This window comes from Acidovorax sp. DMC1 (genome assembly GCF_056314325.1).
In genome coordinates this window covers 54,681-67,989 of record NZ_JBQUYO010000004.1, presented here as the reverse complement: position 1 = coordinate 67,989, position 13,309 = coordinate 54,681, and the positions used below count along the sequence as shown (strand labels likewise).

The window sequence follows — 13,309 nt, the reverse complement described above, 5'->3', positions numbered from 1 at the left end:
TCAAGCTCCTACGCTGTGCCGCAACGCATCGATGGAGTGGGTGAAGTAGCGCGTGGCTAGCACATCCGACAGTCCCAACACACCCCGCACACAGCGGCCCAGATACTCCTCCAGCGCGGCATGGCGGCCCTCGGCATCCTGTGTGCATAGGGCCACCAGCGACAGGTCGGAGGCCTCGGGGATGCCCATGGCGGCGGATTCGCCGGGCGTGCCCGCAGCCGCTTCGATCTTGGCAATGCGCCCGCGCAGCGTCTGCGCCACCCAGGCCAGCGAGCGGGGGTTGTCGCGGTCGATCACCAGCAGGTCCAGCAGCGCGGGCATGTCGCGCCGCTGCTGGTACTGCGCGTGGAACGTGATGGTGCTGTCAAACAGCGCCACCATGGCCTCAAAGCCGCCTTCATCGTGCACGGCGCCGGTCTGCAGGCCGCTTTCCAGTGCCGAGGCCAGAAAGCCCAGGCGCTCCAGATGCCGCCCGATGGACAGCAGGCGCCAGCCGTCGTCGCGGGTCATGCGGTCGGTCTGCTGGCCGGTCATGGCGGCGGTGTGGCCGCTCAGCACTTCCAACTGGCGCAGCGCATCCAGCGGCGAATAGTCGCCGTCGTCTTCGGCCCCGGTGCGGGGCGCAAAAAACTCCGCCTCGGCCCGCACGATGAGGTTCCAGTGCTCTTGCGACAGGCGGTCGCGCACGGCCGATGCGGCGCCCAGAATGCCGCGCAGGTTGAAGCCCACGCTGGTCACCTGAGCGGGCTGCGTCAGCCCGGCGATCAGCGAGCGCTCGAACACGCGCCGCGCCTGCCCCGCCGCCGGCACCGTGGGCAGCACCAGCCCCTGGCTCACTCCCATGGCGCTGAGCCAGGCCAGCAGCGGTTGCGAGGTCTGGTCCTCGCCGTTCAGGCATTGCAGCGTGATGCGCGCCAGGCGCGTGACGTTCTCGGTGCGCTCGGTGTAGCGGCCCAGCCAGAATAGGTTTTCAGCCGCGCGGCTGGTCACCTGGCGGCTGCGCTGCACCACGGCGGGCGCGGCCTGGTTGTGGGCCAGCAGCGTGGTGGTGTCCACGGGGCCATCGGTTTGCACCCACACATCGGCGCTGCTGCCGCCGCGCTGCATGGACGTGATGCCGCTGTCGCCTTGGGCCAGGCGGGCCAGCCCGCCCGGCAACACGCGCCAGGAGCCCGGGCCATCACACACTGCAAACACGCGCAGCATCACCGAGCGGGGGGCGATGGGGCTGCTATTCGGCGCGGCATCCTCCGTGTCCTTCGTGCGCCAGGTGGGCATTTGCGACAGCGGCAGGTGGGCCTGCACGGTGTATTCATCGCCCTGCGCTTCGATGCGCGCAGACCACTGCATCAGGTCTTGCGCCGACAGCGCGCCGCCCAACACAGGCACGCGCTGCGCCATGGGCCAGGTGGGGCGGATCACGCTGTGCGCGAGCTGCGGCAGCACCGCCTGCATGGCCGAGCGTTCGCCACACCACCAGGTGGGCAGCGACGGCAGGGCCAGCTCTTCGCCCAGCAGGTGGCGCGACAGCGCGGGCATAAAGCCCAGCAGCGCCGACGATTCGAGGAACGCCGAGCCCGGCGCATTGGCCACCAGCACGTTGCCCGCGCGGATGGCCTGTAGCAAGCCGGGCACGCCCAGGCGCGAGTCGCTGCGCAGCTCCAGCGGGTCTAGAAACTCGTCGTCCAGGCGCTTCAGGATGCCGTGCACCGGCTGCAGGCCGTGCAGGGTCTTGAGGTACAGGCGCGCGTCGCGCACCGTAAGGTCGTTGCCCTCCACCAGCGTCAGGCCCAGATAGCGCGCCAGGTAGGCATGCTCAAAATAGGTCTCGTTGTACGGGCCGGGCGTGAGCAGCACGATGCGCGCATCGGCCCCCGCAGGGCTCATCTGCCGCAGCCCGTCGAGCAACGCGCGGTAGGTGGCGGCCAGGCGCTGCACATGCATCTGGCTGAACGCCTCGGGGAACAGGCGCGAGATGAGCAGCCGGTTCTCCAGCAAATACCCCAGGCCCGAGGGCGCCTGCGTGCGCTGCGTGACCACCCACCAGTCGCCCTGCGCATCGCGCGCCATGTCGAACGCGGCGATGTGCAGATGGGTGCCGCCCACGGGCTGCACGCCGTGCATGGCGCGCAGGTAGCCGGGGTGCCCCTGCACCAGGGCGCTGGGCAGCAGGCCGCTGCGCAGCAGCTCCTGCGGGCCATACACGTCGGCCATCACGCGGTCGAGCAGGCGGGCGCGCTGCAACACGCCGCGCTCGATGTGCGCCCAGTCGCCCTGCGAGAGGATCAGCGGGAACAGGTCCACCGACCAGGGCCGCTGCGGGCCGTCGGCATCGGCATAGACGTTGTAGGTGATGCCGTTGTCGCGCACCTGGCGCTGCAGGCTCTGCATGCGCCGGTCCAGGTCCTGAAAGCCCTCAGGGCCCAATTGATCAAAAAATTGGGCCCAGGCGCTAGTGATGTTTGGGTTGTTTGCTATTGATTGAGAAGTTGATGCTGCGGTGGCCGTGCTGGATGCGTCCGGCACACGGGCACCCCGCAACTCGTCAAAATGCCCGGCCGCCGCTGCAGGCGCCAGCGCAGCCGCCCATTGGGCCGCGCTGTCGGAAGGGTCGGGGGGGGGAAGGCTGTCGTTGAGATGGTTCACTGCGCTCGATTTTCGGGCATTTGGTCTCGGGCACTCTGCGGGTTACCTGCAGCGTCGAAACTGGCGCGGCCCAGGCCAGGGACGCCGAGCAAGGGCCGTCCCGCAGCGAGGGCGTCGTCCCCCTTCAAGGGGGAAGGCGCCGCAGGCGACTCAGGGGGTGGCTTTCCTACGGCCGCATCTTGCGCCGCAGATCCAGCGTGAACGGAAACTCCCGGCTGCCCGGCAGCTCAATCGTCGCAGGCGGCACCGCCAGCCGCCCCGGCGTGTGGCCCATGCGCGAGAAGCGCGCCAGGCGGCGGCTTTCGGCCTCGTACGCGTTGACCGGGAAGGTGTCGTAGTTGCGCCCACCCGGGTGCGCCACGTGGTACTGGCAGCCGCCCAGCGACCGGTTCATCCAGGTGTCCACGATGTCGAACGTGAGCGGAGCGTGGGCGCCAATGGTGGGGTGCAGGGCCGAGGGCGGGTTCCAGGCCTTGTAGCGCACACCCGCTACAAACTCGCCGGTCGTGCCCGTGCTTTGCAGGGGCAGCGGCTGGCCGTTGACGGTGACCACATGGCGGCTTTCGTTCATGCCCGTCACGCGCACCTCGATGCGCTCCAGCGACGAGTCCACATAGCGCACGGTGCCGCCCGCAGAGCCTTCTTCGCCCATCACATGCCAGGGCTCCAGCGCGTTGCGCAGGGTCAGCTCCACGCCCATCGATTGGACGGTACCGACCATGGGGAAGCGGAACTCGAACTGCGGCGCAAACCAGGCGGGGTCGAACGCATAACCTGCGGCGTTCATCTCGGCCACCACGTCGTGCATGTCCTGCTGGATGAAGGTGGGCAGCATCCAGCGGTCGTGCAGCTCGGTGCCCCAACGGGCGGCGGGGGCGCGGTAGGGCGCCTTCCAGAAGCGCGCAATCAAGGCGCGCAGCAGCAACTGCTGCACCACGCTCATGTGGGCGTGGGGCGGCATCTCAAAGGCGCGCAGCTCCAGCAGGCCCAGGCGGCCGGTGCTGCTGTCGGGCGAGAACATCTTGTCGATGCTGAACTCGCTGCGGTGCGTGTTGCCGGTCACATCCACCAGGATGTTGCGCAGCGTGCGGTCCACCAGCCAGGGCGGCATGTCCTGGCCATAGATCGCGCGGTTGGCCTCGATCTCGCGCAGGGCGATTTCCAGTTCGTAGAGCTGGTCGTTGCGGGCCTCGTCCACACGCGGCGACTGGCTGGTGGGGCCAATGAACAGGCCGCTGAACAGGTAGCTCAGGCTCGGGTGGTTGTGCCAGTACAGCAGCAGGCTGGCCAGCAGCTCGGGCTTGCGCAAGAAGGGCGAGTCCGCCGGGGTGGCGCCGCCCATCACAAAGTGGTTGCCGCCGCCGGTGCCGGTGTGGCGGCCATCGGTCATGAACTTCTCGGCCGACAGGCGGGTCTCCCACGCGGCTTGGTAAAGAAACTCGGTGTGCTGCACCAGCTCCTTCCAGTGGCTGGCGGGGTGGATGTTCACCTCGATCACGCCGGGGTCGGGCGTCACGGCCAGCACCTTCAGGCGTGCGTCGCGCGGCGGCGGGTAGCCTTCCAGCACGATCTTCATGCCCAGTTCTTCGGCCGTGGCCTCGATGGCCGCCAGCAGGTCCAGGTAGTCCTCCAGGCGCGCCAGCGGGGGCATGAAGACGTAGAGCACGCCGTACTTCTCACCCACCTTCTCGGCCTTGGGGCCGCTGGCGCGGCGCGGGTCGCGCACTTCCACACACAGGGCAGTGCGCGACAGGCCTGCGGCCGACTGGAACTTGCCCGGGGGCTGCATGCCCGCATGCGGGTCGGGCTGCCCGGCCTGGCGTGCGTGGTCGCCGCCTGCGGTGCCTTGCACCACGCGGCGTGCTTCGCCCGGTGCGGTGGCGCCCGCCAGGTAGGGCAGGTCACGGTCGCCGGTGACGGGGCCCGCTGGAAGGGAATACCGCGCCCGCAGCGTGGTCGCAGCGGGCAGCGGGCCTTGGGGTGCGGTCGGGTCTTGCGGGATCAGGTGCTCGGTGTCCGACGCCTTCACCCAGGGCAGGGCGTCCAGCGGCAGGCGGTAGCCCATGGGCGAATCGCCGGGGATCAGCAGCATGCGGTCGTCGCGGAAGAACCAAGGCCCCGTGCTCCACGCGCTGCCCGCCCCGACGCCCGCCTGCAGCGGCAGCACATAGCCCACCACGCTGTCGAGCTTTTGCTCAAACACGCGGCGCAGGCGGGCGCGCTCCAGCTCATCGTCCAGGCGCGCGTCGAACGGGTCCACGTTGATGGGCAGGCGCCGCTCGCGCCACAGGTAATAGAAGGTGTCTTCGTAGCCCGGCTGAATGTAGCGGTCGGTGATGCCCAGCTTGCGCGTGAGCGTACGCACAAAACGTTCGGCGTCGGCACTGGTGTAGTGCGATGGGTCACGCTCGTCGGCAAACAGCGCGGGGTTCTGCCACGCGGGCTGGCCGTCGGCGCGCCAGCAGATCGACAGCGCCCAGCGCGGCAACTGCTCGCCGGGGTACCACTTGCCCTGGCCAAAGTGCAAAAAACCGCCCTGGCCGTATTCGGCGCGCAGCTTGTGCGTGAGTTCGGTGGCAAAGCCGCGTTTGGTGGGGCCCAGGGCATCGGTGTTCCACTCGGGCGCGTCGCGGTCGCCCACGGCCACAAAGGTGGGCTCGCCACCCATGGTCAGGCGCACATCGCCTGCTACCAGGTCGGCGTCCACCTGCTCGCCCAGCGCCAGCACGGCCTGCCACTGGTCTTCGGTGTAGGGCTTGGTCACGCGGGGGGATTCGTAAATGCGCGTCACGCGCATCTCGTGACTGAAGTCCACCTCGGCCTTGTCCACGCCGCCTTCAATCGGCGCGGCCCCCGAGGGCTGCGGCGTGCAGGCCAGCGGGATGTGGCCCTCTCCCGCCATCAGGCCGCTGGTGGCATCCAGGCCAATCCAGCCCGCGCCGGGCAGGTAGACCTCGCACCAGGCGTGCAGGTCGGTGAAGTCGTGGTCGGTGCCACTGGGGCCATCTAGCGCCTTCACATCGGGGGTCAGCTGGATCAGGTAGCCCGACACAAACCGCGCCGCCAGCCCCAGGTGGCGCAGCAGCTGCACCAGCAGCCAGCCCGAGTCGCGGCACGAGCCGCTGGCCTTTTGCAGCGTCTCCTCGGGCGTCTGCACGCCGGGCTCCAGGCGGATCAGGTAGCGAATGTCCTGCGACACCTGCTGGTTCAGCTTGACCAGAAAGTCCACTGTGCGCCGTTTGCTGCGGTCGATCTTGTCCAGGTACGCCTGCACCAGCGGCGTCATCGGCTCGGTGGCCAGGTAGGGCGCCAGCTCCTGCTGCACATCGCTGCTGTACTTGAAGGGGATGTGCTCGGCCTCGGGCTCCAGGAAGAAGTCGAAGGGGTTGTAAACCGCCATCTCCACCACCAGGTCCACCGTGACCTTGAACTCGCGCGTCTTCTCCGGGAAGACGAGCCGTGCCTGGTAATTGGCAAACGGATCCTGCTGCCAGTTGATGAAGTGCTGCGCGGGCTCGACCTTGAGCGAGTACGAAATCACATTGCTGCGGCAATGGGGCGCAGGCCGCAATCGGATGGTCTGCGGCCCGAGGCCGACCAGCCGGTCGTATTGGTAATGCGTGACGTGGTGGAGCGCGGCGTGGATGGGCATATGCAGGCCATGCTAGCAAGTCCCGAGCCATCGCGGGCAACTATTCCGGGGGCGGTGACAAGCGGCCATCGGCTGTTCACAATGTGCGGTCCGTGCCCCGCTGCTGGGGCTGTCTGCATGCTTCTCATCGTGCACCAACTTGGTGATGCCTCTTTTCATCCATGTCCCACTCCCCCAACTTCTGCTCCTGCCCGGTCTGGCCGCCGATGAACGCATGTGGCGCGGCGTGCTGCCGCTGCTGCCCGCCGCGCTGCGCCCCGAGGTCGCCACCGCCCACCAGGATGTGAACCTGCATCGCATCGAGGACTTTGCCGCACGGCTGCTGGCACAGCACGCGGGGCCGCTGGTGCTGGCCGGTGCGTCGATGGGCGGCATGATCGCCATGGAGGCCGCGCGCCAGGCGCCGCAGCGGGTTGCGGGGCTGGCCTTGCTGGGCACCACCGCGCGACCCGAGACACCCGACATGCGCGCCCTGCGCGAAGGTGCCATCGAACTGTTTGAACAGGGCCGGGTGCGCGAGGTCATCGAGCCCAACGTGGCCCTGGCCTTCCACCCCGTGAACGCCGCCAAGGCGGAGCTGGTGCAGGCCTATCTGGACTTTGTGCTGGACGCGGGCCCCGACCACCTGGTGCGCCAGAACCGTGCCGTGATCCACCGCCCCGATGCGCGCTTGCACCTGCCTCAGGTAGCTTGCCCCGTGCTGGTGGTGTGTGGCGCAGCCGACCAGCTCACGCCGCCCGAATGCTCGGCAGAGATTGCGGCGCTGGTGCCCGCTGCCGAACACCACCTGCTACCCGACAGCGGCCACATGCTGACCATGGAGCAGCCGGAGGTGGTGACCGGCTTGCTGGTGCAGTGGCTGGGCCGCAATGGATGGATTTGATCTAGTGCTTGAGGTTTTTTTGGCCGCTACCGCGCGATGGGTAAGCTCTGATAGCTATTGAATTAATAGCTAATCAAAACTCCAGGTTGTCAATCAACCGCGTGCTGCCCAGCCGCGCAGCACCCAGCGCCACCAGCGTGCCTGCCGCATCCTCGGCCGTGGCGGGCAGCAAGTCGGCGCGGCGGCGCACCGTGAGGTAGTCGGGCGCCCAGCCCCGCGCGCGCAGCGCGTCCTGCGCCTGGGCCTCCAGCGCGCTGCGGTCGCTGGCATCCAGCCACTGCTGCGCCAGCCGCTTCAGGGCCTGCGACAGGGCCACGGCCTCCTGGCGTTCTTCCAGGCTGAGGTAGCCATTGCGCGAACTCAGGGCCAGCCCATCGGCCGCGCGGCAGGTTTCGCCCGCCACGATCTCGATGGGCAGCGCAAACTGCCGCACCATGTGGCGGATCACCATGAGCTGCTGGTAGTCCTTCTTGCCAAACACGGCCACGCCACCGGTGGCGCCCAGCACGCAGGCAAACAGCTTCATCACCACCGTGCTCACGCCCACAAAAAAGCCGGGGCGGAAGTGGCCTTCGAGCATGTCGGCGAGCTGCGGGTCGGGGTGCACCTTGAAGGTCTGGGGCTCGGGGTACAGGTCCGCCTCGCGCGGGGCAAACAGCACATCGCAACCAGCGGCCTGCAGTTTTGCGCAGTCGGCCTCCCATGTGCGCGGGTAGCTGTCAAAGTCCTCGTGCGGCAGAAACTGCAGGCGGTTCACAAAGATGCTGGCCACGGTCACATCGCCCAGGGGTTGGGCCTGGCGCACCAGGGCGATATGCCCCTCATGCAGGTTGCCCATGGTGGGCACAAAAGCCGGGCGGCGGTAGGGGGCCAGGGCCTGGCGCAGGTCGGCAATGGAGCGGGCAATCAGCATGGGGTGGGAAGGGTCAGAGAGATAGGAAAAAGGCTCACCAGGCGTGCACAGCGTTGTCCGGGAAACGCCCATGCTTCACGGCCTGCACATACGCCTCCATGGCGCCGCGCACGCTGTCCGCGTCCTGCATGAAGTTGTGCACGAACTTCGGCATCTTCCCGAGGTTCATCCCAAGCATGTCGTGCAACACCAGCACCTGCCCGGCCGTGCCGTTGCCCGCGCCGATGCCGATGGTGTGGCAGTGCGGCAGCTCGGCCGTAAGGTCAGCGGCCAGCGCAGCGGGCACCATCTCCAGCACCAGCATGGCGGCGCCTGCGTCCTGCAACTCATGCGCCTCTTTGCGCAGGGTGCGGGCGGCATCGTCGGTCTTCCCCTGCACGCGGTAGCCGCCCAGGGCATGCACCGTCTGCGGCGTGAGGCCCAGGTGGGCGCACACCGGCACGCCGCGCTGCACCAGGAATTCCACTGTCGGCGCGGTCCAGCCGCCGCCTTCGAGCTTGACCATGTGCGCCCCGGCCTGCATCAGCACACAGGCGCTGCGCAGCGCCTGTTCGCGGCTTTCGGCATAGGTGCCGTAGGGCAGGTCGGCCACCAGCCAGGCCGTGCCCTGCACGCGGTGCAGGCCGCGCGCCACGCTGGCCGTGTGGTAGGCCATGGTGTCCAGCGTCACTCCCACCGTGCTCGGCAGGCCCTGGCACACCATGCCGAGCGAATCACCCACCAGAATGCATTCCACCCCCGCCGCATCGGCCACGGCGGCAAAGGTGGCGTCGTAGGCGGTCAGCATGGTGATCTTCTCGCCCGCTGCGCGCATCTGCGCCAGGCGCGGCAGGCTCACAGGGCGGCGCTGGGGCAAGGGCGATGCGGGCGGCAGCGTGCCGTAGGGCGTGGCAGAAACAGGGCTGGTGGCGGTCATGGAGCGCGGTGGTGCCAAAAAATTGCCGCGAGTCTATGCGACCAATACTGGGTGTACTTATTGGTTTCCTGCGCGGGCAGGGTGGGCCTGCGCTGGCACAGTGGCCTTTGCGTTCCCGGTATGCTCGCGGCCCATGACAGCAGCGACACCCCCCGCGAAAAGCACTATGAGAGACAACGATGTAAAGGCCCTGGCCCAGGCCGATGTGGCCCGCGCTCTGGCCGAAGACGTGGGCACTGGCGACCTCACCGCCGGCCTGATCGACCCCGCCCGCCGCGCCCGCGCGCGCATCCTGGCGCGTGAAGAAGCCGTGATCTGCGGCGCCCCTTGGGCCGAAGCCGCGCTGCGCGCCCTCGACCCCACGGTGCAGATCACCTGGCATGTGGCCGAAGGCCAGCGCTGCGCCCCCGACCAGGTGGTGCTGGAGCTGGAAGGCCAGGCCCGCGCACTGCTGAGCGCCGAGCGCACCGCACTCAACTTTCTGCAGCTGCTCTCGGCCGTCGCCACCAAAACCCGCACCTATGTGGATGTGGTGGCGGGCACGCGCGCGCAGATCGTGGACACGCGCAAGACCCTTCCCGGCCTGCGCCTAGCGCAAAAGTACGCCGTGCGCGTGGGTGGCGGCACCAACCACCGCATTGGCCTGCACGATGCGGTGTTGATCAAAGAGAACCACATTGCAGCCGCCGGTGGCGTGACGGCGGTGCTGCGCGCCGCACAGGCCGTGGCCGCGCAGGCGACCTTCATCGAGATCGAAGTCGAAACCCTGGAGCAGCTGACCGAGGCGCTGAATGCGGGTGCCAAGATGGTGTTGCTGGACAACATGCCGCTGCCCATGCTGCGCGAGGCGGTGCGCATCAATGCGGGCCGCGCGATTCTGGAAATCTCGGGCGGTGTCACGCTCGAAGGCCTGCGCGAACTGGCCGAGACCGGCGTGGACCGCATCTCCATCGGCACGCTGACCAAAGACGTGAAGGCCACCGACTTTTCGATGCGCCTGCAGGAGCTGGCATGAGCACCGCAACCCTGAACCGCATCGACGTCGAATACGAGCAGCCCGACGAGGCGACATCGGGCGCCGTCTGTTCCACCAAACACGCCTGGGCGCGCGTGCCGCCCGAGCCGTCGCAGGCAGAACGCGCCGCGCTCAAAGACAAGATCCGTCGCCTGCTCAAGGAAAAGAATGCGGTCATGGTGTCGCACTACTACGTGCACCCGGACCTGCAGGACCTGGCCGAGGAAACCGGCGGCCTGGTGAGCGACTCGCTGGAGATGGCCCGCTTTGGCCGGGACCACGCGGCGCAGACCCTGGTGGTGAGCGGCGTGCGCTTCATGGGCGAGACGGCCAAGATCCTGAGCCCGGAAAAGACCGTGCTCATGCCCGACCTGGACGCCACCTGCTCGCTGGACCTGGGCTGCCCCATCGACGAATTCAGCGCGTTCTGCGACCAGCACCCCGACCGCACTGTGGTGGTCTACGCCAACACCAGCGCGGCCGTGAAGGCGCGCGCGGACTGGCTCGTCACATCGAGCTGCGCGCTCGACATCGTGAGCGCCCTCAAGGCCGCAGGCCAGAAGATCCTGTGGGCGCCCGACCGCCACCTGGGCGCATACATCCAGCGCGAGACAGGCGCCGACATGGTGTTCTGGAACGGTGCCTGCATCGTGCATGACGAGTTCAAGGCGCTGGAGCTGGAGCTGCTGAAAAAGCAGCACCCACAGGCCAAAGTGCTGGTCCACCCCGAAAGCCCCGCCGACGTGGTGGCCCTGGCCGATGCCGTGGGCTCCACCAGCGCCATCCTCAAGGCCGCGCGCGAGATGGATGCCACCGAGTTCATCGTGGCCACCGACAACGGCATGATGCACAAGCTGCGCACGCTCAACCCCGGCAAGACGTTTTACGAAGCCCCCACGGCGGGCAACAGCGCCACCTGCAAGAGCTGCGCGCACTGCCCCTGGATGGCAATGAACGGTCTGGCCGATGTGGCCCGCGTGCTGGAGACGGGTGCGAATGCCGTGCATGTGGACCCCGCGCTCATCCCGCGTGCGCGCCAGCCGATTGACCGCATGCTGGCCTTCACGGCGGCGCTCAAGAACGGTCAACCCACCGGCGCACTGGTGCCCCACCTGGGCGCTGCCTGAAAGCGCACGAAGTGTTGATGTTTGCTCATTTTTTGATAGCTATAGGCGCATGATCCGCTAGCGCCTCCGCCTGCTTTGACCCATAGTTGCCGCATTGACTTCACCCAGCCGCTGACTGCGGGCGCCACGCGCCTGCGCCACCGGTTTGAGGCACCGCGCGAGGTGCTGGTGGCCCACGCACTGCACGAGGTACGCAGTGTGCTCGACGCCGTGTTCGCCGCCGCCCAGCAGGGTCGTTGGTGCGTGGGCCATGTGCGTTACGAGGCCGCGCCGGCCTTTGATGCCGCATTGCAGACCCACGCGGCCGACGGCCCGCTGGCCTGGTTTGCGTTGTACGACGCGCCCCAACCCGGGGCCGACGACGCGGCCGACGATGCGGCGGCCGCTGCCCCTGCGCAGGTGGTGTGGAACGACAGCCCCGAGCGCGAGGCGTTTGACGCCGCGCTGGCGCAAATCCAGCAGGCCATCGCAGCGGGTGAGCTGTACCAGGTCAACTACACCGCGCCCTTTCGCGGCACGCTGCAGGGCTCGCCGCAGGCGCTGTTTGCTGCGTTGCTGCGCGCTCAGCCTGGGGGCTATGCCGCCTACCTGCAGGCGGGTGACGAGCAGGTGCTGTCGGTGTCGCCCGAGCTGTTTTTTGACTGGCAGGACGCGCCGGAAGGCGGCACCCTGCTGGCCCGCCCCATGAAGGGAACGGCCCCGCGCGGCGCCACTCCAGAACAGGACGCGCAGCAGGCCGAGCACCTGCGCACGGCGCCCAAGGAGCGTGCCGAGAACGTGATGATCGTGGACCTGCTGCGCAACGACATGTCGCGCATTGCGCTGCCGCACAGTGTGCAGGTGCCTGCGCTGTTTGCCACGCAGGCCTTGCCCACGGTGTGGCAGATGACCTCGGACGTGACCGCACGCACGCGGCCCGGCACCACGCTGACGGATGTGTTTGCGGCGCTGTTCCCTTGTGGCTCCGTCACGGGGGCGCCCAAGGTGCGCGCCATGCAGATGATCCGCGCGCTGGAGCCCGCGCCGCGCGGCGTCTATTGCGGCGCGGTGGGCGTGGTGCGGCCGGGCGGCGCAGCGGGGCCGGACGGCCTGCACCCGGTGGCGGCTACCTTTAACGTGCCCATCCGCACCGTGGTGCTGCGCGGCGTGGGTACTGGTGCGGGCTCGGGTGCGGATGCCTCCCCCGTCGTGGCCGAGGCCACCTGCGGCATTGGCAGCGGCATCACCTCCGGTGCCGAGGCGGGCGCCGAATGGGCCGAGTGGCACCACAAGCGCGCCTTTGTCGAGCGGGCCAGCGCTCCGTTCGAGGTGCTCGAAACCCTGGGCTTGCACCACGGCAAGTTCGTGCACGCTGACCAGCATGTGCGCCGAATGGGCGAGGCGGCCGCGCATTTTGGCTTTGCATTCAACGCCCATGCGGTGCGCCAGGAGCTGCAGATTGCCGCCCTACAACACCGCGATGGCGACTGGCGGGTGCGCCTGCTGCTGGCGGCGGACGGCAGCTCGCGCGCCGAGGCCTTTGCGCTGCAGACCACGGCAGTGCCAGTGCGCCTGCAACTGGCGCCACGCCCCTTTGCGGCCGCACACAGCGAGTTTGTGCGCTACAAGACCACGCGCCGCGCGCACTACGCGGCGTTTGCGCCCACGACCCCCGGCGTGTTCGACACCGTGCTGTGGAACGAGGCGGGCGAGATCACCGAAGGCACCTTTGGCAACATCGCCGCGCTCATCGATGGGCGCTGGGTGACGCCGCCCTTGTCCTGCGGCCTGCTGCCCGGCGTGGGCCGCGCCGTCGCACTGCAGGACGGCCACGTGGTGGAGGCCGTGCTGCGCGTGGCCGACATTCCCCGCGTGCAAGGCTGGGCGTTCATCAACAGCCTGCGCGGCTGGCTGGACGCCACGCTCGACGCGTAGCGAGCCCTTTTCCCTCTATCTCCCTGTTGGCAAGCAGGTGCCCACGGCGCCTGGCGGCCGTGGCCTTGGCCGTTCCAACGCGCATCCGGTGCATCAGGATGTGACGCTGCTGTCCGTTCTGTGGGCGCTTGCCATGGCGCCCGCTCAGCTTGACAGCGTTCACCGCGCGAGGCCTGTTACTGCAGCCCGGCAAATACCTCCTTGCATCCCGCAACCTCCTGTGCGCTTGCTTACACCGCATGG

At 68.4% G+C, this 13,309-nt stretch carries 8 protein-coding genes; 4 read left to right on the top strand and 4 right to left on the bottom strand.

Translation table 11 applies throughout. The annotated features are described in order from the left end of the window. Together ACT531_RS10365 and ACT531_RS10360 are read right to left on the bottom strand one after the other, a co-directional pair. Entirely contained in the window at nt 1-2,646 is a 2,646-nt protein-coding gene (locus tag ACT531_RS10365) for a circularly permuted type 2 ATP-grasp protein (protein ID WP_476017368.1), read from the bottom strand. A 166-nt stretch (nt 2,647-2,812) separates the two neighbouring features. Next, nucleotides 2,813-6,298 carry a transglutaminase family protein gene (locus ACT531_RS10360; protein WP_476017367.1) on the bottom strand — a complete coding sequence of 1,162 codons (3,486 nt, stop codon included), beginning with the start codon at nt 6,296-6,298 and terminating at the stop codon, nt 2,813-2,815. A gap of 145 nt (nt 6,299-6,443) precedes the next feature. Here ACT531_RS10360 and ACT531_RS10355 point away from each other — a divergent pair, with 145 nt between their 5' ends. Continuing rightward, the gene (locus ACT531_RS10355) at nt 6,444-7,181 is read left to right on the top strand and encodes an alpha/beta fold hydrolase (RefSeq protein ID WP_476017366.1); all 738 of its coding nucleotides are present in this window, start codon (nt 6,444-6,446) and stop codon (nt 7,179-7,181) included. Nucleotides 7,182-7,254: 73 nt separating this feature from the next. Here the strand turns inward: ACT531_RS10355 and panC are convergent, their stop codons facing one another. Together panC and panB are read right to left on the bottom strand one after the other, a co-directional pair. Beyond that, nucleotides 7,255-8,094, bottom strand: coding sequence for a pantoate--beta-alanine ligase (panC, locus tag ACT531_RS10350; protein WP_015015462.1), 840 nt, complete (start codon nt 8,092-8,094; stop codon nt 7,255-7,257). Between the two features lie 34 nt (nt 8,095-8,128). Then, nucleotides 8,129-9,010, bottom strand: coding sequence for a 3-methyl-2-oxobutanoate hydroxymethyltransferase (gene panB / locus ACT531_RS10345; protein ID WP_060984400.1), 882 nt, complete (start codon nt 9,008-9,010; stop codon nt 8,129-8,131). Nucleotides 9,011-9,176: 166 nt separating this feature from the next. On the opposite strand from panB, the gene nadC reads away from it, so the two are divergent. The 3 genes from nadC to ACT531_RS10330 all read left to right on the top strand — a co-directional run bounded on the left by nadC (nt 9,177) and on the right by ACT531_RS10330 (nt 13,066). Continuing rightward, nucleotides 9,177-10,025 carry a carboxylating nicotinate-nucleotide diphosphorylase gene (nadC, locus tag ACT531_RS10340; protein WP_422847550.1) on the top strand — a complete coding sequence of 283 codons (849 nt, stop codon included), beginning with the start codon at nt 9,177-9,179 and terminating at the stop codon, nt 10,023-10,025. Continuing rightward, a complete protein-coding gene (gene nadA / locus ACT531_RS10335) occupies nt 10,022-11,152 on the top strand; it encodes a quinolinate synthase NadA (RefSeq protein ID WP_060984398.1) in 1,131 nt (376 codons plus the stop codon). The genes nadC and nadA overlap by 4 nt, the downstream gene beginning before the upstream one ends. Before the next feature lie 75 nt (nt 11,153-11,227). Next, entirely contained in the window at nt 11,228-13,066 is a 1,839-nt protein-coding gene (locus tag ACT531_RS10330) for a chorismate-binding protein (RefSeq protein WP_476017365.1), read from the top strand. Nucleotides 13,067-13,309: the final 243 nt, after the last annotated feature.